The following is a 22367-nucleotide window of genomic DNA, read 5'->3' as shown; positions in this document are numbered from 1 at the left end:
GTACCGTCCGTAACAATGGGGCTGCGCAGCGCCGCGGGGCGGCCTGGGCGGTCCGGGAGAGCGAGAGAAGGGGCTACGGGGGCGTCGTGGACGGACTGGTGGAGTTCAGGACCGACGACGGGGCCGTGGTCTCCGTCGAGGAGGCGGCCGACCGGCGGCCCGGGTCACGGCTGGTGGCGCGCGGCGACGGCACGGTCCAGGCGGCCCGTACCTTCGAGGGCGCGCTGGAAGGGGTCCGGGCGGCGGCCGAGTCCGCGCTGCGGGTGTTCCGGGACGGCACGTTACGGCCGGACGGGGTGGAGATCGAGTTCGGGGTGAAGCTCTCGGCGGAGACCGGCGCGATCATCGCCAAGGGCACGGCGGAGGGCCACCTCGTGGTGAAGCTGTCCTGGTCCCCCGCGGCGGCCGACGCGCGACCGCCCGCGCCCGACAGGGGGCCGGAGCCCACCGCCGCCTCATGAACAGCGCCGAGTGGCACGCCCGGATCGAGACCGCCGGCCGGGTCGCCGGGGCCGGCTTCCTGATCACCCCGCGCAAGGTGCTGACCTGCGCGCACGTGGTGGGCGGGGCCGGTGCGGCGGACGGGCTGACGGTGACGTTCACCGAGCGGCCGGGCTTCCCCGCGGTGCCGGCGCGGGTGGTCGCCGACGGCGGCTGGGGCGGCGGCCCGACCGACCTCGGCGATCTCGCCGTACTGGAACTGGCGCACGAGGTGCCGATCGCGCCGGCCGCGCTCGCCCCGGTCGACGCGGCGCACGGACAGCGCGCCGACCGGCCCCGCAAACTGGTCGTCTACGGCTTCCCGGTCGGCTTCGACGAGGGCACGCTCGCCGAGTACCGCGTCACCGCCGCCCAGCTGCTCAACCGTGAGTGGATCCAGCTGGAGGCCTGGCAGCCCGGCGGGCAGCCGCTCGCACCCGGGTTCAGCGGCGCCGCCGTCGCCCTCGCGGACACCGGCGAGGTCGTCGGCATGGTCACCGCGGCGGCGGGCGCGCAGGACGTGCGCAACGGGCGGATGATGCCCACCGAGGTCCTGGCCCGCTACTGGCCGGGACTGGAGGGCCTGGTGCCCACCTCCGACCACGGGGCGGCCGACCGGGCCCGGCTGCGCGCCCTCGTCGAGCGGGCCGTGCGCGCGCACCTGGACTGCGGTCCCGTGCGGCTCGTCCGGCTCTACGAGGCCGCGAGGGGCCCGCTGGACCCGGACGCGCCCGAGGAGGGGTTCGACTCCCTGTGGTCGGCGGCCCTGTTCGTGCTGTGCGAGATCGACGGCGCCGACGCGGCCGGCACCGTCGCCCGCTTCACCGCCCAGGTGGAGGCGCTGTTCCAGGCCCCCGCCACCCCGGCCGCCGGGCCCGGCGCCGCGCCCGACTGGTCGCCGATCCTCGTCGATCTGCGGCACAGCGGCGCCGGGGACGGGCATGTGCGGGTGGAGGTGTCCGCGTACAGCGGGGGCCGCCGGCATCCGGTCGCCTCGGAGACCGTGCCGCAGGCCCGGGTGCGGGCCTATGTGCAGGAGCGGATCGACGCCGCGTTCCGGTATCTGACGCCCGGCTGCGACGAGTTGATCGCTTTCGCGCTGCCCCGGGACTGGATCGACCTGCCGGTGGACCGCTGGGCGAGCGCCCCCGACGACGAGACCCCGCTGGGGTCCGTGTACCCGCTCGTCGTCACCGACCAGGCGCGCCTGCGGCCCGGCACCCGGCATCAGCTGACCCGCGCCTGGAAGCGGCTCGACACTCTGCCCGGGGCGCGGGTGCACCGGGTGGAGTGCGCCGGCTCCGAGGAGCCCGCCCGGCTGCGGCTGAGGCTGCGCAGGCCCGACGCCTGTCTGGCCGGTTTCGCCACCGCCCCGGCCGCCTCGCGCACCCGTCCCCATTTCGACACCTCGCTCACCGCGCCCGCCCCGGTGGTCGTCTGGTCGCGGGGTGGCTGCGCGGGCGGCGCCGAGGGCTGTGCGGGCGGGGACGGCTGCGCCGGCAAGACCTTCCTGGACGAGCTGGACGCCTGCGTCGCCGCCGTGCCGCCCGCCGAACTGCCGCGCGAGATCCTGGCGTTGCGTGAGGAGGCCGACGCGGAGGAGGGCCACTGGGCCCGCGACATCCAGCTGCTGTGGGACGACCCGCGCGTCTTCACGGACCCGCACGGCGACGCCCCCGCCCACGCCCGCTCCCCCGTCACCTGAGCCGCCACCGCCCCTCGACCGATGCGTACGCCGAGTCACGCCGAGTCACGCCGAGTTTCGGAGAACCATGCCCCACTGGACCGTCTACACCGGCAGCAGCGAGCCGCACGACGGCATCGACCGGCTGCCCGAGCCGCCGCCCTGGCGGGCGTTCGACGGCGAGCCCGTGCTGCCGCCGCCGCGCGAGGGCGACGACGAGGCCGCCGTCTCCCCCGACCGCGTCCACCGCGCCCGTACGTACGTCGCCACCCCGGACAGCGTCCAGCTCGTCAACGCGGCCCTCGTCCTGCGCCGCCCGCTGCTGGTCACCGGCCCGCCCGGCACCGGCAAGTCCTCCCTGGCCTACGCGGTCGCCCGCGAGCTGGGCCTCGGACCGGTACTGCGCTGGAACATCACCAGCCGCTCCACCCTCGCCGACGGGCTCTACCAGTACGACCCGCTGTCCCGGCTGTACGCGGCACGGCAGGCGGCGTCCCGGGCCCCGGAGGCGGTGCCGGACGGCGGAGGTGTCGAGGACCATCTGCGGCTCGGCCCCCTCGGGACCGCCCTGCTGCCGTACGCCCGTCCCCGCGCCCTCCTGGTCGACGAGATCGACAAGAGCGACCTCGATCTGCCCAACGACCTGCTGAACGTGCTGGAGGAGGGCCAGTACGAGATCCCCGAGCTGCTGCGGGCCGGCCGCGATGCCGGCGGGGGCGCCACCGCCGAGGTGCTCGCCGACGGGACCCAGGCGCCGGTCACCGTCACCCGGGGCCGGGTCCGCTGCCGGGCGTTCCCGTTCGTGGTCCTCACCAGCAACGGCGAGCGCGAGTTCCCGCCCGCCTTCCTGCGCCGCTGCGTCCGGCTGAAGCTGCGCCGCCCCGGCCGCGAGCAGCTCACCGAGATCGTCCGCGCCCACCTCGACACCCCGCCCGGCGAGGCGGAACACCTCATCGGCCGCTTCCTGGCCCGCGCGGCCGACGGCGAACTCGCCACCGACCAGCTGCTGAACGCCCTTTACCTCACCGGGGTCGCGGGCCTGGACGCCGACTCTCGGGACGCGCTCGCCGAGCAGCTGATGCCGTACCTCGGGGCCACGGCGGACGGCGATGGCTTCTGACCCCCCGGCCCCCGTCCCGGGCCCCCTCCCGGCCCCCGTCGGCGACACCCCCGCGCTCGCCCGGCTCGCGGCCCTGCTCACCGCCGCCGCGGGCACCCCGCCGACGGCCCGGGAACTCGCGGAAGTGCTGTGGCTGGCACGGCAGTCGGAGGACGCCCAGGGGCCTTCGCCGGAGGCGGAGGGACAGCCCGGGGCGGACACCACCCCGGGGACGTCCGCCCCGGCGGCACCCCCGGCCCCTCCCGTCCCGCCGCCCGCGCTCCCGCCCGACGACCGCGTCCCGCTCCACCTCCCCCTCCCCACACCCGCCCGCCCCACCACCGCCGCGACCGGCGGCACCACCCCCCTCCTCGCTCCCGCACCCCCGATGCTGCCCCGCCCCCTGGCCCTCCAGCGGGCCCTGCGTCCGCTGAAGCGCACGGTCCCGGCGGCCCGCGCCCGGCTCCTCGACGAACGGGCCACCGCGGACCGCATCGCGCGGCTCGGCGCGCACCCGGACGTCTGGCTGCCGGTGCTGCGCCCCGCCCGGGACCGCTGGCTGCGGCTGAACCTGGTCCACGACACGGGCCCGACCATGCCCGTCTGGCGGCCGCTGGTCCGCGAACTGCACACCGTGCTGGCCCAGTCGGGCGTGTTCCGCACGGTCACCGTGCACCCGGCGGGCCCCGACGGGGGCGCCCGGCACGTGCCCGACCCGGGGGACGGCCGGACGGTCACCCTGGTCGTCAGCGACTGCATGGGCCCGCAGTGGCGCGCCGGCCCGGCGGGCGAGCGCTGGTACCGCGCCCTGCGGCACTGGGCGTCCCGGATGCCGCTGGCCGTCGTACAGCCGCTGCCGGAACAGCTGTGGCCGACGACGGCCCTCCCGGCGGAGCCCGGTGTCCTGTCCGCCCCGGCCGCGGCGGCCCCGCTCACGGCCCTCGCCTTCAGCCCCTACGCCCCGGAGGCCGACCCCCCGCCGGGCCCGTCCGCCCTCCCCCTCCCCGTGCTGGAGCCGGGGGCGCCGTGGCTCGCCCACTGGGCGGCGCTGGTGGCGTCCCCGGGCGGGGCCCGCACGCCCGGAGCGGCGGCCCGGCTGCCGGCCGCGCCACCGCCCACGGGGCCCGTCCCCTCCCCCACGGACCTGTCCGCCCAGGACCTGGTCCTGCGCTTCCGGGCCACGGCCTCCCCCGAGGCGTTCCGCCTGGCCGGCCATCTGGCGCTGGCCGTCCCGTCGGTCCCGGTGATGCGCCTGGTCCAGCGGGCCGTGGACCGCGACCCCCGTCCGCAGCACCTCGCCGAGGTGATCCTCAGCGGCATGCTCACCGCCGTCCCCGGCCCGCCCGGCTCCTACGACTTCCGCCCCGGCGTCCGCGACCTCCTGCTGCGCACCCTGCCCCGCTCCACCCGGGGCCGCACGCGGGAACTCCTCGCGCGGATAGGCGGGTTGATCGACGAGCGGGCGGGGCTGACGGCGGGAGAGTTCCGGGCGCAGGCGGCCGGGAACGGCGCAGGCGGGCCGACGATCGCGACGGTGCGCCCGGAGACCGTACGGCTGCTGGGCGGAGCGCCCGCCGAGGAGTCCGCCGAGGAACTGATCGGGGGGCGGTACCGGCTGCGGGAGCGGCGGGGGCCGGGGCGCAGGGTGTGGAGCGCGGTGGACGTCCGCACCGAGCGGCCGGTCGTCGTCCACCTGTACCCCGAGCAGGCGGCTCCGCAGGACCGCTTCCTGCGGGAGGCGCGGGCGCTGGCCGGGATCGAGGATCCGTGTGTGATGCGGGTGCGGGATTTCGGGGTGCACGGCGACCTCCCGTACCTGGTGGCGGAGTTCGAGGACGGGGTGACGCTGGCCGAGCTCGTCGAAGGCAGTGGGCCGGGTGTTTCCTTCAACGTCTTCGCCCGGTTGGTGTCCGACGGGAGGGCGGGGCTGAGCGCGCTGCACGAGCGAGGGCTGGTGCGCGGGCAGGGCGGCGTCGAGGGTCTGTTGCTGCGTCACGACGGCCGGGTGATGCTCAGTCGGGTCGCCCTGGGCGGGGAGTCCGGTGCGGCAGGGGCGGACCGGGACATCGGCGCGTTCCACCAGCTGCTGCGGCAGCTCGCTCCGGACGTGCCGGCTCCCCCGCGCTTCCGCGTACTGCTCGGCCAGTTCACCGACGGCCGGATCCCGTCCTCCGCACCGGCGCAGCTCGCCGAGGCCCGGGACGTGGAACCCCTGCACATCCGGATGCTCGGCCCCCTCCGCCTCGCCCGGGGCACGGAGCCCCTGCTCCTCCCCTCCCACGAGGCCCAGGCGCTGCTGTGCGTGCTGGTCCTCCACCGCGGTCGGCGCCTGACCTACGACGAGCTGGCCGCGGGTGTGTGGGAGGAGCCGCCCGTCGGGCTGGACGCCGCCCACCGGATCCAGGAGTTGGCGCGGGAGGCGAGCCGCCACCTCGGCCCGGGCACCCTGGCCGCCGTGTCCGGCGGGTACGCCATGCACCTGGCCGCCACCCACGTCGACGCCTTCACCAGCGAGGGCGTCCTGACCCACCGCCCGCCCGGCCAGACCCCCGACCAGCGCCGCTCCCTGCTCCAGGAGACCCTCGCCCTCTTCCGCGGCACCCCCCTCGACGGCATCCCCGGCCCCGCCGCCGAAGCCGCCCGCGCGCGGCTGCGCTCCCTCCACCGGGACCTCACCGCCGCCCTGGACGAGACCGCGCCCCCGCCCCTCCGCTTCAAGACCGCCACCGACCTCTCCGCCCACCCCGAGAGCCGGATCACCCTGGAGTACGCCGTCCACCAGGTGCTGTCCCGGGGTGCCCTGACGCCGCAGCAGTACGCGGTGCACGTCCACCCCGACGGCTACTCCGTCCGGGTGCAGCCGGGCACCGAGCTGCTCCCCGTCCTCGTCGCCGCCCTGCGCTGGCTGCCCGACCACTGGGCCACGCTCACCGCGCCGCCCCGGCTGACCGTGGGCTTCGGCGTCCCGGCTCCCGAGGCGGGGGACGCCCCGTTGCTGATCGTCGTCTCCCCCGCCCTCTACGGCCGTTTCACCGGCAGTTCCGCCGCCTCGGGGCCGTACCGGTTCCACCCGTCGTACGGGGACACGGGGGTGCCCCGCGCCTGGTGTCACCCGGGCGGCGGGGAGCGGGAGCTGGTGAAGGGGCCCGGGGTCGTCGGGGACCTGGGGCGGCTGAGGATCCCCGTGCCGGGCCGCACCGCCGTCGTGCACACCGGTCCGGAGGGGCCGCTCACCCTGCTGAACCCGGCCGACCCGTACGGCGGCGGCCCGGCCCGTCCGGTGACGTACTACGAGGTGGACCTGACCCCGCAGCACGCCGTGCACCAGGTCGCCCTGCCCAGCTCCGGCAAGGGCGACTTCACGGCCGCCGTCGAGCTGTCCTGGCGGGTCGCCGATCCGGTGGCCTTCGTACGGGGGGAGGTCGCCGGGGTGGCGGAGCGGCTGCTGGATCACTTCCGGGAGGCCGCGCCGCGGATCACCCGCCATCACTCCGTACGGCGCCCGGCGGGGGCCCGGCGGGCCGTCAACTCCCAGCTGGGGCGGTGGCCCGTGCCGGGGCTGGAGGTGACGTGCGCGGTCACCCTCGCGCCCGACTACGCGCCGCCGCCGGAGGTCCCCCGACCGGGCGCCACCGCCCGGTCCCTGTCCGAGCTGCTCGCGGACGCCGGGACCGTGCTGTTCGGCTTCGACGGGCCGCTGCTGCGGCTGTTCACGGCGGCCGACGCCCGGGCGGCCGCCGTGGAGCTGCTGCGGGTGGTGGCGGAACACCGTGATCCCGACGACGCGCTCGCGGGCCGCGGGGCGGGGGACGCGGGGGCGGCACGGGAGCTGTTCGTGCATCCGCTGGACGTCCTGCGGGCCTTCGCGCACGACCGGGTCGGCCCGCACCTGCGGGACCGGCTCGACCGGCTGGAGCTGGCGGCCGTACCGGACGCGCCGACGACCCATCACTCCCTGGCCCTGGTACGGGCCCTGCACACCGCCGGGCGCCGGGTCGGGGTCGCCACGGACGTCTGCGAGCAGGCCGTCCGGCGGCATCTGGAGGCGCACCCGCTGCCGCTCCTCGCGGGGGTGCACGGCCGGTCGGAGGATCTCGGCCGGCTGATGCCGCACCCGGACCGTCTGCTGCGCGCGCTGGGCCCGGCGAGCACCCCGGCCGGCACCGGGGTCCTGATCGGCTCCACGCTCGCCGAACTCACCGCGGCCCAGCAGGTGGGCCTGCGGTTCGTCGGTCTGGCCCGCAATCCCACGGTCGAGCAGGGGCTGCGCGAGGCGGGCTGCGCGGTCACGGTGCCCTCGCTGACCGCCGTACTGGAGGCGGCACGGTCGTTGGAGCGCCCGCATGCGTGAGATGTGGGTCACATACCGGGGTGGCCATGTCACACTCCGGGCGGCCGGTGCCCTCTCCGTCCGGAAAGCATCCGCGACGGGAGGCCCACGATGTCCCACCCACCGCACCCGGTGGCACGCACCGCGACCCAGGTGTTCGCCGATCACCGGGAGCTGCTGTTCTCCATCGTCTACAACATGCTCGGCAGCGTCTCCGACACCGAGGACGTGATGCAGGAGACCTGGCTGTCGTGGGCGGCCCGGTACGAGGCGGAGGGGGCGGCGGCGATCGGGCATCCGCGCGCCTATCTGGTGCGGATCGCGGTGAACGGGGCGCTCGCGCACCGGGCCGCCGTCAGCCGCCGCCGGGAGACCTATGTCGGGCCGTGGCTGCCCGAACCGCTGGTGGGGCCCCTCCCGGACGCCGCGGTGCCCGCCGACGCGGTGGACGCGGCCGACGCGGCCCTGCGCGCCGAGTCGGTGTCCATGGCGCTGCTGGTAGTCCTGGAGACCCTCACCCCGCTGGAGCGGGGCGTGTTCGTGCTGCACGAGGTGTTCGGCTACCCCCACACCGAGATCGCGGAGATCCTCGGCCGCAGCCCCTCGGCGATCCGTCAGCTCGCCCATCGCGCCCGGGAGCACGTGCACGCCCGGCGCCCCCGGTACGCGCCCGATCCGCAGGTCAGGCGGCAGGTGACCGAGCGGTTCCTGGACGCCGCGCTCGGCGGTGACCTGGACGCCCTGCTGCGGCTCCTGGCGCCGGACGTGACGCTGTGGGGCGACGGCGGCGGCAAGGGCGCGGGGGGTCCCCGGCCGCTGCGGGGCCGGGACAAGGTGGCCCGGCTGCTCGCCTCGGTCGCGCCGCGATCCGGGCAGGGCCTGCGTATCGCCTACCGCAGTGTCAACGGCGATCCGTCGGCGCTGCTGTTCGCCGGCGACACCCCGTACGCGGTCCTGGTCCTCGACCTGACCCCGGACGGGGACCGGGTGTGCGGGATCTACGCCGTCGCCAACCCCGACAAGCTCTCCCACATCGACACCACGGCGAGGTCCCTGTGAACGCGCGCACGCTGGTGTCCCTGCCGAGCGGGCGGGTCGGCAAGTGGGTCGTCCTCGCCCTCTGGGCGGTCCTGCTGGTCCCGGCGCTGATGCTGGCCGGGCGGCTCGGCGAGGTCGAGCAGAACGACAACTCGGCCTGGCTGCCGGGCGACGCGGAGTCGACGCGGGTCGTCGAGCGGGTGGCGCGGTTCCAGCCCGCCGACACCGTGCCCGCGATCGTGGTCTACGACCGGCAGGAGGGCGTGACCGCCGCCGATCTGGCGAAGGCGCGGGCCGACGCCGAGGCCTTCCGGGACGTCGAAGGGGTCGAGGGCGCGCCGCAGGGACCCGTGCGGTCGGCGGACGGGCGGGCGATCCAGACCGTGGTCCAGGTGCACAAGGACCGGACGGGCTGGGAGGGGATCGGCAAGGTCGTCGACGCGCTGACCGAGGTCGGCGAGAGGGACACGGGCGGCGGGCTCGGGTTCCATGTCACCGGGCCGGCCGGGCAGGCCGCCGACTCGATCAAGGCCTTCGGCGGCGGGGGCGGGCTGACGGCGATCACCGCGTCCGTGGTGGTCCTGATCCTGCTGCTCACCTACCGCAGCCCGGTCCTCCCCCTGCTGCCGCTGCTGACCGCGGGCGCGGCGCTGGTCACCTCCGAGGCGGTGATCTACGTCCTGGCGAGGAACGCCGGACTGACCGTCAACAAGCAGACCGGCTTCATCCTGACCGTGCTGGTGTTCGGCGCGGCCACCGACTACGCCCTGCTGCTCACCTCGCGCTACCGGGAGGAGCTGCGGCGGCACGAGGACCGGCACGAGGCGATGGAGCGGGCCCTGCGGCGGTCCGGTCCCGCGATCGTCGCCGGCGCGGCGACCGTCGCGGTCAGCCTGACGCTGCTGATGCTGGCCTCCCTCAACTCCACGCAGGGGCTCGGCCCGGCGTGCGCTGTCGGTGTCCTCGTCGGTCTGCTCGCCATGACCACCCTGATGCCGGCGCTGCTGGTCGTCTGCGGCCGCTGGGTCTTCTGGCCGACGATCCCGTCGTACGACGCGACGCCCGCCGGTGCGGTGGACGGCGGGGTCTGGGCCCGGGTGGGCGCCGCGGTCTCCGGGCGGCCGCGGCTCGTGTGGGCCGGTACGGCGCTGGTCCTCGGTGCGATGACGCTCGGGATGTTCGCGCTGCGGGCCGACGGGCTGGCCGGGACGGACCAGTTCACCGGCCGTCCGCAGACGGTCGTCGGCGAGGAGATCCGCGCCCGGCACTTCCCGGCCGGCTCGGGCGACCCGGTCCTCGTGGTGGCGAGGGCGGACGCGGCGCAGGGGGTGCGCAGCGCGCTGTCCGGTGTCCCGGGGGTGGCCCGCGTCGCCGCGCCGGTGGTCAAGGGGGACGAGGCGCTGGTGCTCGGGGAGCTGCGGGACGATCCCAGCAGCACGGCCGCGATGCGGGCGGTCGAGCGGGCCAGGGCCGCGGTCCACGGGGTCGAGGGCGCGCGGGCGCAGGTCGGCGGGACCACGGCGGTGCTGCTCGACACCCGGGAGGCGGCCGACCGCGACTCGGTGGTGATCATCCCCATCGTGCTGGTGGCGGTGTTCCTCGTGCTCGCGCTGCTGCTGCGGGCGGTCGTCGCCCCGCTGCTGCTGATGGCGACGGTGGTGCTGTCGTTCGGGGCGGCGATGGGCGTGAGCGCCCTGGTGTTCGAGCACGTGTTCCACTTCGCCGGGGAGGAGGCGTCGTTCCCGCTGCTGGCGTTCGTGTTCCTGGTCGCCCTGGGCATCGACTACAACATCTTCCTGGTCACCCGGGTGCGGGAGGAGGCGGTCCGGCACGGCACCCGGCGCGGGGCGCTGACCGGGCTGTCGGCCACCGGCGGTGTGATCACCTCGGCGGGGGTGGTGCTGGCGGGCACCTTCGCGGCGATGGCCTCGCTGCCGCTGGTGTTCGCGGCCGAGCTCGGGTTCGCGGTGGCGTTCGGGGTGCTGCTGGACACCCTGGTCGTCCGCTCGGTCCTGGTCACCGCGCTGACCCTGGACGTCGGCCGCTGGATGTGGTGGCCGAGCGCGCTGTTCCGCCGGACCGACGGCACGCCCCGGGAGGAGGCCGAACCCGCTCCGGAACCGGCGGCGTCCAGGGGCAACTGAGGCTCTCCCGGACCCCTGGTCCGGCGGCGCGCGGGGCGCCCCGCCGGGACAACCCCCCATTCGGGCGCGCCCCGCCCGGCCCCCTTCAGGAGGCGTCCCCCCTCACGGCCCGCGCAGGATGCGAGGGAGGCCGGCCGCCCGCCGGCCCACCCGCACCAAAGGCCCGCCGGCCAGGCGGCCCCATGGTCTGCGCTCTCGGGAGGACCTGCCATGACCGCCAGTCTGGAGCAGTTGCGCCGCTGCCACTTCGCCGTCGACCTCGGGGCGGCACGGACCCGGGTGTATGTGCGGGGGGCGGGGCTGGTCGTGGACCAGCCGTCGGTTGCCGCCGTGAACACCCGTACCGGCGCGCTGATCGCGGTGGGCGAGTTCGCCGAGCGGATGACGGGCCGCACCCCGGACTACATCCGGGTGATGCGGCCGGTCTCCGGCGGCACGGTCGTCGACATCGAGATGGCCCAGCGCATGCTGCGGCATCTGCTCGGCGACAAGATCCGCCGGCAGCTGCGCCGCAAGCCGTTCCTGCGGGCCGCCGCCTGCACCCCGCACGACGCCGACCCGCTGGCCCGCCGCGCCACGATCGAGACGCTCGTCGGGCTGGGCTCGCGCCGGGTGGAGCTGGTGGACACCCTGATCGCCGCGGCCGTCGGCTGCGGACTGCCGGTCGAGCACCCCGAGGCCACGATGATCATGGTGTGCGGGGCGGCCGCGACCCAGATCGCGGTGCTCTCGCTCGGCTCGATCGTGACCGCCGAGCGGATCCCGGTGGGCGGCGAGGCCGTGGACCACGCGATCGTGCAACACCTGCGCCTGGAACATGAGTTGATGCTGCCGAGCCAGTCCGTACGGCCCTTGCAGCTGGCCCTGTCCGGCAACGGTCTCACCCCGCACGGCCCGGCCTCCACGGAGATCCACGGGCGGGACGTGGCGACGGGCCTGGCCCGTTCCGTCCTCGTCGACACCGCCGCCGTACGGGACGCGATCGAGACCCCGCTGACGGCCGTGCTCGACGGCATCGGCAGGGTGCTGCGGGAGTGCCCGCCGGACCTGGTCGCCGACCTCGCCGACCGGGGGATCATGATGGTGGGCGGCTCCGCCCTGCTGCCGGGCTTCGACCACATGCTGCGACAGGCCACCGGTATGCCGGTGCACATCGCGGAGCGGCCCGACATCTGCGCCGCGCAGGGCATCGGCGCCATGCTGGAGGGCAAGATCGCGCCGCTGACCCTCACCCCGCTGGCCACCTCCTGAGCGACTCCGGGGGGGCTCCTCACCGGCAAACGTTACGCGCGCGAAACCTTGACGATCACCGGGCACAGTGCCAAGCTTCCGGCGCCGCCATGTTTACGTAAACATCAGCTCTCCACGGAGGTCGATGTTTGCGTAAACATCGTCGTTCGGAAGTCGTTTCGGAAGTCGTTCGGAAGTCGTTCGGAAAGGGCAAGTCGATGCGCAGGACCCCCGTCAGAGCCGCCGCCGGCACCTCCCGCTCCTCCCGCTCGCCCCGGCTGCGGGCCGTCCTCGCCGCGGTCGCGGTGGCCGCCGTCGCCGGCAGCACCCTCGCCGCGGCCCCCGCCCCGGCCGCCCCGGCCCACTCCGGCCTCGCCGCCGACACGACCCAGTTCAAGGGCGTGAACTGGGCGGACCCGCGCGACAACTTCGCCGACGACCTGCTCCAGCTCTCCGGTCTGTCGACCTCGGACAGCTACCGGCAGACGTACGCGAAGGCGAGCCGGATCATCGCCGCCTTCCGCGCCAACCTCGGCGCCAACACGGTCCGGCTGCCGATCAACCCGTACACGGTCGACGGGGCGTACTGGAAGTCGTACCGCGGAGTCATCGACGCGGCCTCCGACCAGGGCTTCAAGGTGATCGTGTCCTACTGGGAGGGCACCGGAACCCGCAAGGACGGCTACATCGACGACGAGGCCACCTACTGGCCGATGTGGAACACCGTCGTCAAGGCGTACAAGAACGACAAGCGCGTCTACTTCGAGCCGATGAACGAGCCGCACGGCTACACCGACACCGAGTGGGCCGACATCGCCGCGAAGTGGCTCGACACGTACAAGTCGGTGCCCCGCAACCGGGTCTTCGTCAGCGGCGCCGGCTACAACGACCACGTCACCTCGGTCTGCGCCGACCCGCGCCTGAAGGGCACCTACCTCTCCCTGCACCACTACGGCTTCTGGAAGTCGTACGCCACCTACGACCAGTGGGTCGCCGACCTGAAGGTGCGCATCGGGGACTGCGCGAACCGGACCGTGGCGGACGAGTTCGGCGCCCCCATGACCGACGGTCTGGACTACAACGTGAAGACGCCGGACAACAACTACATCAACTTCATCCAGGCCGTCACCGACACCTTCCGCGAGCTGAAGATGGGCTCGGTGTACTGGCCGGGGCTGCGCACCGACGACATCTACTCCGTGCAGAAGCTCGTCGGCCCGGTGAACCGTCCATGGCTGGAGACCACCAACCAGTCCGGCGCGGACCGCCTCGCCTGGGCCTGGGGCCGCGGCAGGCCGGTCCAGGGCTGACCCCGACAGACCGGCCCGCCGTCCCTGACACCGGCGGGCCGGTCGCCGTTGATCCCCTTCCGCCTCTCTCATAGGTTCCGGAACATGACGAACGTACGCATCGGTGTGATGTACGACCGCGACTGGGCGCCCGAGGAACTGCCCGGGTTCGCCCGGCGGGCCGAGGCGCTCGGGGCCGACGACCTCTGGGTCGTGGAGGACCTCGGCTGGAACGGCGGGGTGTCGGCGGCCGCCGTGGCGCTGGGGGCGACCGAACGCCTCCGGGTGGGCATCGGCATCGCCCCCGCCCCGCTGCGCAGCCCGGCGCTGCTGGCGATGGAACTGGCCACGCTGGCCCGGGTGTTCCCCGGCCGGCTGGTGGCCGGGATCGGGCACGGGGTGCCGGAGTGGATGGCCCAGGCCGGTGTCGCGCCCCGCTCCCCGCTGGCGCTGCTGGAGGAGACGATCACCTCGGTGCGGGCGCTGCTGCGCGGCGCGCAGGTGGACCTCGACGGGCGTGAAGTCCGGCTGGACGGGATCCGGTTGGTGCATCCGCCGGCCGAGGTGCCGCCCGTCGTGGCGGGGGTCGTACGGCCCCGCTCGCTGGAGCTGTCCGGCCGGGTCGCGGACGGCACACTGATCGCCGAGGGCCACGGGCCGGGCGACCTGGACCGTGTCCGCGCCCTGACCGCACAGGGCGGTGCCGGCCCCGACCACACCCTCACCGTCTTCTCCTTCGCCTGCGTCGGCGACGACCCCGACGAGGTGTCCCGCACGCTCCACCCGCACACCGAGGGCCACGGCGCCTGGCTCGGCCGCCCGCAGGAGGAGGTCTTCACCGTCTCCGGCAGCGCGCGCGAGGCCGCCGGGAACATCGGGGACCTCGCGAAGGCGGGCGCCGCCACCGTCGTCCTGCGCGTGGTCGGCCCGGAACCGCTCGGACAGCTCGCCGCGGTGCTGGAGGCCCTGGGACGGACGGGCTCCGGTCACTAGCCCCGCGATGGTCCTGCGACAGTCCCGGCGGCTCCCAAGCCGGGGGAACCGGCTGCTGCCGCCCCGGGCCGCCCGCCGCAGGCCGGAGGCATGACCACCACACTGGATCACCGGTGCCGACAACGGCATCGGATTCGAGACGGCCCCCCGATGCTCCGCCGCCCCGGTCGTGGTGAACGCCAGCAGCGGGCCGGCCTCCCTCACCCCGGCCTCCCGCACCCTGGAACAGGTGAACCCGCCGGTCCCCGCGGGGTTCCTCCGGAAGCGGATCGGAAGCGGATCGGCAGGTGGAAAGGCTGGCCGGGGAAGCGGGGCGTCTGGTCACATCTCGTCAGCGCGAAACCGGATCGCGCCCCACGGATGTCGGGCAGAGTGACTCTGGTCGTGCCGCGAGAACAGCGAAGACCCGGCAGCCCGCCGGGAGTTGCGAGGGGCCCATGAGCCAGCCGAACCATCCCGACGACCGTACGAGACCGGGCAGCGTCTACGAGGCGCCGACCCTGTTACCCACCGCCGGCCAGGAGCGGACGTACGCCCTGATCGTCGCCGGGATACCGCTGCTGCTGATCCTGCTGATCAGCGTCCTGCCCTCGCTGGCGTCCGCGGACACGGGCTCCTCGGGGTCGTCCGGGGCCTCCGACGGGACCGGGGGTGCCTGGTGGGCCTCGCCGAGCGCGGCGTACTCCGGCGAGCAGTACCCCACCGAGCAGGACCCGACCGATCCGTACCCCAGCGAGGCGTACCCCACCGAGGAGTACACCGGCACGGACGACGACTCGGGGCTGTGGGGGACCTCCCCGAGCCCCTCCGGGAGCGTCAGCCCCTCCGGCGGTCCCGACGCGACCGTCCTCGCCTACTACGACGCCGTCAACGCGCGGGACTACGAGACCGCCTGGGAGCTCGGCGGCAAGAACCTCGGGGACGCAGGCGGCTACCAGGGCTTCGTGCTGGGCTACCAGGACACCGCGCGGGCCGAGGTCACCGTCGAGTCCGTCGACGGCGACACCGTCACGGTCGGCCTCCTCGCCGAGGGGACCGACGGCACGCAGAAGTCGTACCGCGGCACCTACACCGTGGTGGACGGGGTCATCACGAGCGGTTCGATGGACCCGGTCGGATCCGAGAGCGGAGCAGCGACGCCATGACCACGGACACCACCCTCTCGACCGTCCCGCGCGCGGCGGGCGACGCCACGAGCAACGCGACCCGGCTGCTGTGCGCGGGCACCTATCTCGATCCGCTCTACCGGGCCTCCGTCATACGGGAGTTGCTGACCCACCGGTTCCGGGTGGTGGCCCCGTCGTACGGCTACGACGCGGTGCCCGTCCTCGCGCACGCGCTGGCCGCGCGCCGGTTGCAGCGGATCCGGCTGGCCGTCCTCGGCGCGGGCCTCGTGGGCACCGTCCTGCTGACCATGGCCGGCGTCCTCAACGTGATCTCCGGGTTCCTGGCCGTGCTGTGGCTGTGCTGGGTCACCGCCTATCTGCGGCGGGTCGTCACCCTCCAGACCCTGGTGGGCCGGCTGGGGCGGGGCAGCGGCGGGTTCACCGGCGCGTACCCGCGCCATCCACAGCTGACCCCCGACCTGGTGTCCAAGATCGACCGGGAGCAGGCCTCGGACGGCACGCTGGTCCGCTACGGCGGGTACAAGCCGTTCGTCGGCGCGGGCGAGCCGGTACGGCGGTGGTCGACCGCCGAACTGCTCACCGGCGCGCCGCTCCCGGTGGTCGAGCACGGTCACCTGCCGCCGGGCGCGCCGCCGGTCGCCGGGGCACCGGCCGCCCAGGAGCCGAAGCGCAAGGAGGTCGTCCCCTTCACCGTCGAGGAGATCACCGCCTGTGTCGCGGACCGGATGAACGCCGAACTGCGCGACCGCGCACGGCAGTCGGAGCGGATCGACGGTCTCGCCGTCGAGCGGTCCACGTTCACGACGGCCGTCACGACCCGGCGCGGCCTGGCCGAGCCCGCCCCGGTGGACGGCGAGGGGCGCTGGGAGGAGGTCTACGACTCCGCCCGCGCCTATCTGTGCGTGCGGGTGGGCTCCTGGCAGCAGGAGCTGGTCACCACGGCGTTCGTGGGCTTCGACCTCAAGGGCAACACCCTGCACACCGAGTTCTACTCGTACGTGCTGGCCCCGATCCAGGCCGACTTCCATCTGGTGGACCGGCTGCCCGACACCCTGGGCGCCCGGCTGCTGGCCCGCGTCGGGTGGGACACCCTGCTCGGCGCGCCCGAGGCCCTGGTGCGGCCCGTCATCACCCGGGTGGCGTCCTGGCTGCCCCGGCTGCTGTCCTGGCGCCGCGACAGGATCCGGATCCGGGTGCGGCTGCCCCTGGACACCAGCGAGTTCCGCCTCGGCCGCTACGCGGACACCGTGCTCAACCTCGGGGCGCTCACCAGTATCCGGGAGATGGCCACCAGCGAGGACTTCCTGCACTTCTTCCAGGAGACGGACACGATCAAGTACACGCAGATCGTGGAGCGCCAGCTCCTGCATGTCGTCCGTGGCTTCCTGCACGAGCACAACGTCGACCTGGCGGAGCACGAGGCACGCCAGACGAACATCCTCAACGACTACGGGAGCAACAACAACTTCATGACCGGCGACAACAACACCGCCAACTCCGGCACCCAGAACTTCCACCGCGCCCCCGCCGCGGCGCAGGGGGGCGGCACCGCATGAGCGACACCTCGACGGGCGGCGGCGGTCACCGCGGCGACTACGGGCACGGCAACGACTTCGGGCACGGCAACAACTTCGTGACCGGGAACAACAACAGCACGAACTCCGGGACGCAGAACTTCTACGACGCCCCGCCGGCCCCCGTGGCCCCCGCCCCCGCCCCGGTGCGGCCGGAAGCGGGTGACGACGGTCCCTCCGCGGACGTCAGCCGCAACGTCTTCGTCGTGCACGGGCGGGACGAGGAGGTGCGGATGAAGATGTTCGATCTGCTGCGCCTGCTCGATCTGCGCCCGCTGGAATGGGAGGACCTGGTCCGGGCCACCGGGCAGAGCGCGCCGTTCCTCGGCGAGGTCGTCGCCGGTGCCCCCGCCCGGGCCCAGGCCGCGCTGGTGCTGCTCACCCCGGACGACGTGGTGCAGCTGCACCCGGCGCTCCGGGGCGCGGTCGAGCCGCCGTACGAGACGCAGCCGACGGGCCAGCCCCGGCCGAACGTGCTGATCGAACTGGGCATGGTGCTGATGGCCTACCCGGAGCGGACGCTGATCGTGGAGATCGGCGAGCTGCGCCCGGTCTCCGACATCGGGGGCCGCAACGTCATCCGCTTCGACGGCTCGGCGGCCGCCCTCGGCAAGATCGTGGAGCGGCTGAAGGGCGCCGGCTGCCGGGTCAACGACACGGGCTCCGACTGGCGGCAGACCTGGCCGTACAGCCGTCTGTCGGCCTACGGCCGCACCGGGCGGGGAGTGCCGCCCACCCCGTGAACCGCGGTACGGGCCCGGTGGTCGTCCACGGCCGGGGGAGGGGCCCGTACCGCCGCCCGGCGTCAGACATGGCGCCGGGCTCCCGCCGCCAGACCCGCCAGGAACGCCGCGGTCTCCGGCAGGTCGATCCGCCCCAGTTCACCGGGGCGGACGACCACGTGCAGCTCCCGGCTGAGCGGCCGCTCCCAGGCGTGGACGACGAACGACAGCAGGATCAGCCGGAGCAGGCTGTCCTCGTCGAGGTCGTGCAGCCGGGCGAGGCCCGCCCCGGTCAGCGGCATGGTGACGCGTTCGAGCTGGCCGTGCCGGCGGACGGCGTCCCACAGCCGGTCCAGGCCGAGCCACAGGTCCTGGACGCTGGAGGAGGCGACGCAGTCGGCGCCCATCCTGCTGTAGGCGACGGCGAAGACCAGCCGCGGCCGGGCGCCGAGGACGGCGACGGTGCCGATCGGGTACCGGTCGCGCTTGCCCCGCGGCTTGTCCCGGGCCCGTTCCCGCAGCACCGGCGCCACCCCGTGCAGCGCCGCGGCCAGCTCCGCGTCCAGCCGTCCGGCGTCCCCGTCGTAGCGGCGGGCCAGCAACTGCCCCTGCACACTGGTGTCGTTGATGACGAAGCCGTCGTCCACGAGGGTGTCGAAGGTGTCGGTGAAGCCGACGACCAGATGGCCGGGCTGGTCGAAGAGATCGCCCTCCTCCACCACCACCGTCATCCCGGGACGCCCGAACTCCTGCCGTACGGCGGCCTGCGGACGGGCCCGGACCAGCCCCCAGGCCAGGCAGAGCGCCACGGAGCCGGTCGTCACCCAGCCGGGATGCCCGACGAGGTCCGGAAAGAGCTGGCCGACGAACTGCACGACGGCCGACACCGCGCCGAACGCCACCAGCACGCTCCCGGCGAACACCCGCCTGCCGCGCCGTGATCCCGTCAGCCGCGCCCGTGCGGGCCGGTGCGGCGCTGATGGGCCGGTCGATCGCATGCATCCCTCCAGAACGCCTTGGTACGCTGAGTTCTCTCCTGACGGGCCATCACGCGGTGAAGGGGGCGAAGCGCGTGGAAACCCGGACACCGAGCGTGCGGGTGAGCGTCCTGGGCCCCGTCCGGCTGGACGTGAACGGCGCCGAGGCGCATCTCACCCCGCTGACCGCCCGTCTGCTGGTGCGGCTGGTCGCCGCCGACGGCGAGGCCGTACCGGCCCGGCAGCTCTACCGGGACGTCTGGCAGCCGACCGCCGAACTGCCCCGCCAGGATCTGCGGGGCCGCAACGAGGTGCAGAAACGGATCCTGGAGCTGCGCCGCGCCCTCGACCTCGCCGGACCCGGTCTCGGCGCCCAGGTCGTCCGCACCGCACAGCTGCCGACCGCGCGCGGGATCGAGAGCAGTTACCAACTGGTTCTGGCCACCGAGGAGTTGGACAGCGCCGAGTTCACCCGGCTGATCGATGGCGCGCTGCGGGCGGCGCCCGCCTCCGCCGTCCGGCTGCTCACGGAGGCGCTGCGGCTGTGGCGGGGCCGTCCGCTGGCCGAGGCGCACGACGAGGCGTTCGCCGTCGCCGCGGTACGGCGGCTGACCCGGCTCCGCGAGACCGCCCGGCGCGAACTGATCGCCGGACACAGCGCGTTGGGACGCCACGACCTCGCCCTGCCGGTCGCCGAGCAGGCCGCCCGGGAACGGCCGGACGACCCCGAGGCCGCCGCCGCCCTCACCCGGCTGCACGCCCGGCTGCGGGAGCGGCACGGCGGCGAACTGCTGTGCCACACCCTGCGCGGACTGCGGGTGGACGTGGTCGTGGTGCGCGGCGACCTGTTCGACCAGGAGGACGCCAATCTGGTCGTGGGTTTCTCCGACACCTTCGACACCTCCGCCGACGATGTCGTGATCAGCCGGGAGAGCGTGCAGGGCCAGCTGGTGGAGCGGCTCTTCGAGGGCCGGCACCGGCTGCTGGACGACGGTCTGCGGCGGGGGCTCAAGGAGGTCGCCCCGCTGGCCACGGAGAGCGTCCGGGCGAAGCGGCGGGGCCGCCGCACCCGCTATCCGGTCGGTACGGCGGTGGCCGTCCCCGTCGGCGCCCGACGGGTCTTCGCCCTCGCCTACTCCCGGCTGGGCAACGATCTGCGCGCCCGCTCCGCGCCGGCGGACCTGCGGCTGAGCCTGGAGCGCCTGTGGCCGGCGGTGGCGGTGCACGGCCTGTTCAAGCCGGTGGCCGTCCCGCTGATCGGCGCGGGACTGGCCCGGGTCGTCGAACTCGACCGCACCCAGCTGCTGTTGCTGATCGTCGAGACCTTCACGGAGAGTCTGCGCGAGGACCCCGCCGTCTCCCCCGAGCTGCGGGTGGTCCTGCGGGCCGACGAACTGGAGCGGACGGATCTGTCGGCGGTGGAGGCTTTTCTTCGGGACCTGCGCGTGGAGTGACCTGATCACTCCCCCAGCAAAGATCGGCGCCCGCTTCCCCCGACAGCCATCGGGCGCTTCCGGCTTGCTTCCGGCCTGCTTCACACCCTCTCCTGTCGACATATGAGCCTAAGAATCAAAGCGCACCCCCTTGACCGGCCTCTAGTGTCGACACTAGAGAGGTGCTCATGAAGCCCACGAAGCCCATGCAGCACATGCAGCCCGTCCAAGGAACCGATGCCGCGACGGCCGGCCCGTCCGGTGTGCCGATGCGGGCCCGGGTCCGGGCCCTGCTCGCCGCCGGCGCCGCGGCGCTCGCCCTGCCCGCCCTGCCGGCGCCCGCGCACGCCGCGGCCGAGTCCGGCACGCTGACGGTCGGCGCGGGCGAGACGTACGTCCTGGACGCCACGACCCGGCTGAGCGCCCTCACGATCGCCGAGGGCGGGACGCTCGCCGTACCGGACGGGTACACGCTGACGCTGACCGTCGACGGCGTGGAGACCGGCTCGGCGATCACCCCCACGCTCGCGACCAGCACCACCCTCGCCCCGGGCACGTACGAGGGCGACCTCGTGCTGACCGTGGCCGAGCTGACCACGGCCGCCTTCGCCGACGTGACCTTCTCGCTCCGGCAGGCCCTGTACGTCGGGGCGGCCGGCGCCGTCGCGGCCAGGTCGGCGCTGCCGGCCGTGACCGGCGGGCAGGTGACGGACTCCGCCGCGGACGGCGTGCGGATCGTCTCGACCGGGGAGGCCTTCGACGGGGTCTACGTGGCCGAGGGCGGCACGTACACCGTGCGGGACTCCGGGTTCGCCTTCACCGGCAACGGCCGCTGCGACTTCGTCGGCGACGGCGCGGCCGTGGTGGGGACGGGCCAGGGCACCCGCCTGGTGCTGGACGGGGTGACCATCGAGAACGTGGGGGTCGTGCGCACCGGCGTGGTCGCGGCGGACGGCTGCGCCCTGCTGGTCAAGAACTCCCTGATCCGCTGCCTGAACGGGGTCCTCCCCGCCGACTACGTCCCGGCGGGCGGCGCCAACATGCTGGTCGTGCCGTGGCGGCTGGGCATCTCCGGCAATGTCCGCACCGTCAACCTGCTCGGCACGAACACCACCGCCACCTATCTCTCCTCGACCGTCGAGTCCGGGACCTGGGGCGCCTTCTCCACCGACTCCACCTCCAACTCCCGTGCCACCGCCATCAATTGCCGGATCGCCAACCTGGGCGACGAGGGGTACGCCACCTTCGCCGACGGCGCCATCGACGAGCGTCTGCTGGGCTGCGAGATCGACGCGGGCACCTATGCGACGATCATCGGCGCCTCCAACGGGACGGTGACCTACGGCGACAGCACGGCGGAGGCGGTCGCGGCCCTCAACTCCGAACTCGCACTGGGGCTTTCGGACGCCGAGCTGGCCGCGCTCCCGGTGCGCGGCAGCCGGATCGACTCCCGGGGCTTCGGGGTGCTGTGGCACGGGGCGGGGACGCTGGACATCAGCGGGGCGACCGCGCTGAGCACCGCGGACACCACGTTCCTGGTCAAGGCCGTGCGCGCCACGATCACCGTCGACGGCTCCGCGGGGGCGACCGTCAGCGCCGGGAACGGTGTGCTGCTGCAAGTCATGGAGACCGACAACCCCGGCTCCCTCAACGGCGTGTACACCGAGCCCGTCGGCGATCCGGTGCGCGACGCCTCCTTCGACGTCACCGCGGTGCACTCCGCGGACACGACGGCCTCCTTCGCCGCGACGGACCTGCGGGGCGACTTCTACAACGCGCGCCGCAGCGGCCAGAACCTGGCGCTGGTCTTCGACGGCTCGACCGTCGCGGGTGTCCTGTCCGCGTCCGTCTCCCGGCATGCGGTCGACTCGATCGGCTCGGCCGAGTACGCCGAACTGGGCCATGTCACCAACACCGTGGGGCCGGTCGTCAACAACGGCGTCCAGGTCACCCTGACCGGAGGCTCGGTCTGGACGGTGACCGGCACGTCGTACGTCAGCGTCCTGACCCTCGACGCGGACTCCTCGGTGACGGCCCCGGACGGGAGCACGGTGACGATGACGGTGGACGGGACGCCGACCGCGCCCGAGCCGGGCCAGACCTACAGCGGGGCGATCACGCTGAGCGTGGCGTGAGCCGGGCCCGCGCTATACGAAACCACGGTCCCGTTACACGTGGTTCACAGCCGCACACCGTAAGTTCCCGTGCCCATGACAAGGCTGTTCTTCCCGGCCTCTCCCCCTCCAC

Annotated in this window: 15 protein-coding genes; 14 read left to right on the top strand and 1 reads right to left on the bottom strand. The window is 74.4% G+C overall.

The genetic code is table 11. The features are described from left to right. Positions 1-86 precede the first annotated feature (86 nt). The 12 genes from ABZ490_RS01365 (at position 87) to ABZ490_RS01310 (ending at position 17731) form a co-directional block, all read left to right on the top strand. Complete coding sequence (locus ABZ490_RS01365) at positions 87-461, top strand: CU044_2847 family protein (protein ID WP_358982670.1); 375 nt, start codon at positions 87-89, stop codon at positions 459-461. Next, positions 458-2185: a trypsin-like peptidase domain-containing protein gene (locus ABZ490_RS01360; RefSeq protein ID WP_358982668.1), complete on the top strand. Its 1728-nt coding sequence runs from the start codon at positions 458-460 to the stop codon at positions 2183-2185. The genes ABZ490_RS01365 and ABZ490_RS01360 overlap by 4 nt, the downstream gene beginning before the upstream one ends. 67 nt (positions 2186-2252) lie before the next feature. Further along, positions 2253-3284 (top strand): MoxR family ATPase, encoded by a 1032-nt coding sequence (locus ABZ490_RS01355; RefSeq protein WP_358982666.1) that lies wholly within the window; start codon positions 2253-2255, stop codon positions 3282-3284. Then, complete coding sequence (locus tag ABZ490_RS01350; protein WP_358982664.1) at positions 3274-7614, top strand: SAV_2336 N-terminal domain-related protein; 4341 nt, start codon at positions 3274-3276, stop codon at positions 7612-7614. Before ABZ490_RS01355 ends, ABZ490_RS01350 begins: the two co-directional genes overlap by 11 nt. 90 nt (positions 7615-7704) lie before the next feature. Further along, positions 7705-8652, top strand: coding sequence for an RNA polymerase sigma factor SigJ (sigJ, locus tag ABZ490_RS01345; protein ID WP_358982662.1), 948 nt, complete (start codon positions 7705-7707; stop codon positions 8650-8652). Positions 8653-8741: 89 nt separating this feature from the next. Beyond that, complete coding sequence (locus ABZ490_RS01340; RefSeq protein WP_358982962.1) at positions 8742-10775, top strand: MMPL family transporter; 2034 nt, start codon at positions 8742-8744, stop codon at positions 10773-10775. A gap of 210 nt (positions 10776-10985) precedes the next feature. Further along, positions 10986-12026 carry a rod shape-determining protein gene (locus ABZ490_RS01335; RefSeq protein ID WP_358982659.1) on the top strand — a complete coding sequence of 347 codons (1041 nt, stop codon included), beginning with the start codon at positions 10986-10988 and terminating at the stop codon, positions 12024-12026. 197 nt (positions 12027-12223) lie between these two features. After that, the gene (locus ABZ490_RS01330) at positions 12224-13315 is read left to right on the top strand and encodes a cellulase family glycosylhydrolase (RefSeq protein WP_358982657.1); all 1092 of its coding nucleotides are present in this window, start codon (positions 12224-12226) and stop codon (positions 13313-13315) included. Between the two features lie 84 nt (positions 13316-13399). Further along, positions 13400-14287 (top strand): LLM class flavin-dependent oxidoreductase, encoded by an 888-nt coding sequence (locus ABZ490_RS01325; RefSeq protein WP_358982655.1) that lies wholly within the window; start codon positions 13400-13402, stop codon positions 14285-14287. Positions 14288-14724: 437 nt separating this feature from the next. After that, positions 14725-15432: a hypothetical protein gene (locus tag ABZ490_RS01320; protein WP_358982653.1), complete on the top strand. Its 708-nt coding sequence runs from the start codon at positions 14725-14727 to the stop codon at positions 15430-15432. Next, positions 15429-16970, top strand: a complete 1542-nt coding sequence (locus ABZ490_RS01315) for a hypothetical protein (RefSeq protein WP_358982651.1) — start codon at positions 15429-15431, stop codon at positions 16968-16970. The genes ABZ490_RS01320 and ABZ490_RS01315 overlap by 4 nt, the downstream gene beginning before the upstream one ends. Then, on the top strand, positions 16967-17731 hold the full coding sequence (locus ABZ490_RS01310) for a TIR domain-containing protein (protein ID WP_358982649.1): 765 nt from the start codon (positions 16967-16969) through the stop codon (positions 17729-17731). Before ABZ490_RS01315 ends, ABZ490_RS01310 begins: the two co-directional genes overlap by 4 nt. Before the next feature lie 62 nt (positions 17732-17793). Here the strand turns inward: ABZ490_RS01310 and ABZ490_RS01305 are convergent, their stop codons facing one another. Beyond that, positions 17794-18708: a macro domain-containing protein gene (locus ABZ490_RS01305; RefSeq protein WP_358982647.1), complete on the bottom strand. Its 915-nt coding sequence runs from the start codon at positions 18706-18708 to the stop codon at positions 17794-17796. Between the two features lie 74 nt (positions 18709-18782). Between ABZ490_RS01305 and ABZ490_RS01300 the strand changes: the two genes are divergently transcribed. Both ABZ490_RS01300 and ABZ490_RS01295 read left to right on the top strand, forming a co-directional pair. After that, a complete protein-coding gene (locus ABZ490_RS01300) occupies positions 18783-20141 on the top strand; it encodes a macro domain-containing protein (RefSeq protein ID WP_358982645.1) in 1359 nt (452 codons plus the stop codon). A 167-nt stretch (positions 20142-20308) separates the two neighbouring features. Then, complete coding sequence (locus ABZ490_RS01295; RefSeq protein ID WP_358982643.1) at positions 20309-22255, top strand: hypothetical protein; 1947 nt, start codon at positions 20309-20311, stop codon at positions 22253-22255. Positions 22256-22367: the final 112 nt, after the last annotated feature.

This window comes from Streptomyces sp. NPDC005811 (assembly GCF_040630405.1).
In the GTDB taxonomy this organism is placed as follows: Bacteria; Actinomycetota; Actinomycetes; order Streptomycetales; family Streptomycetaceae; genus Streptomyces.
This window is presented reverse-complemented; position numbering and strand designations above follow the sequence as displayed.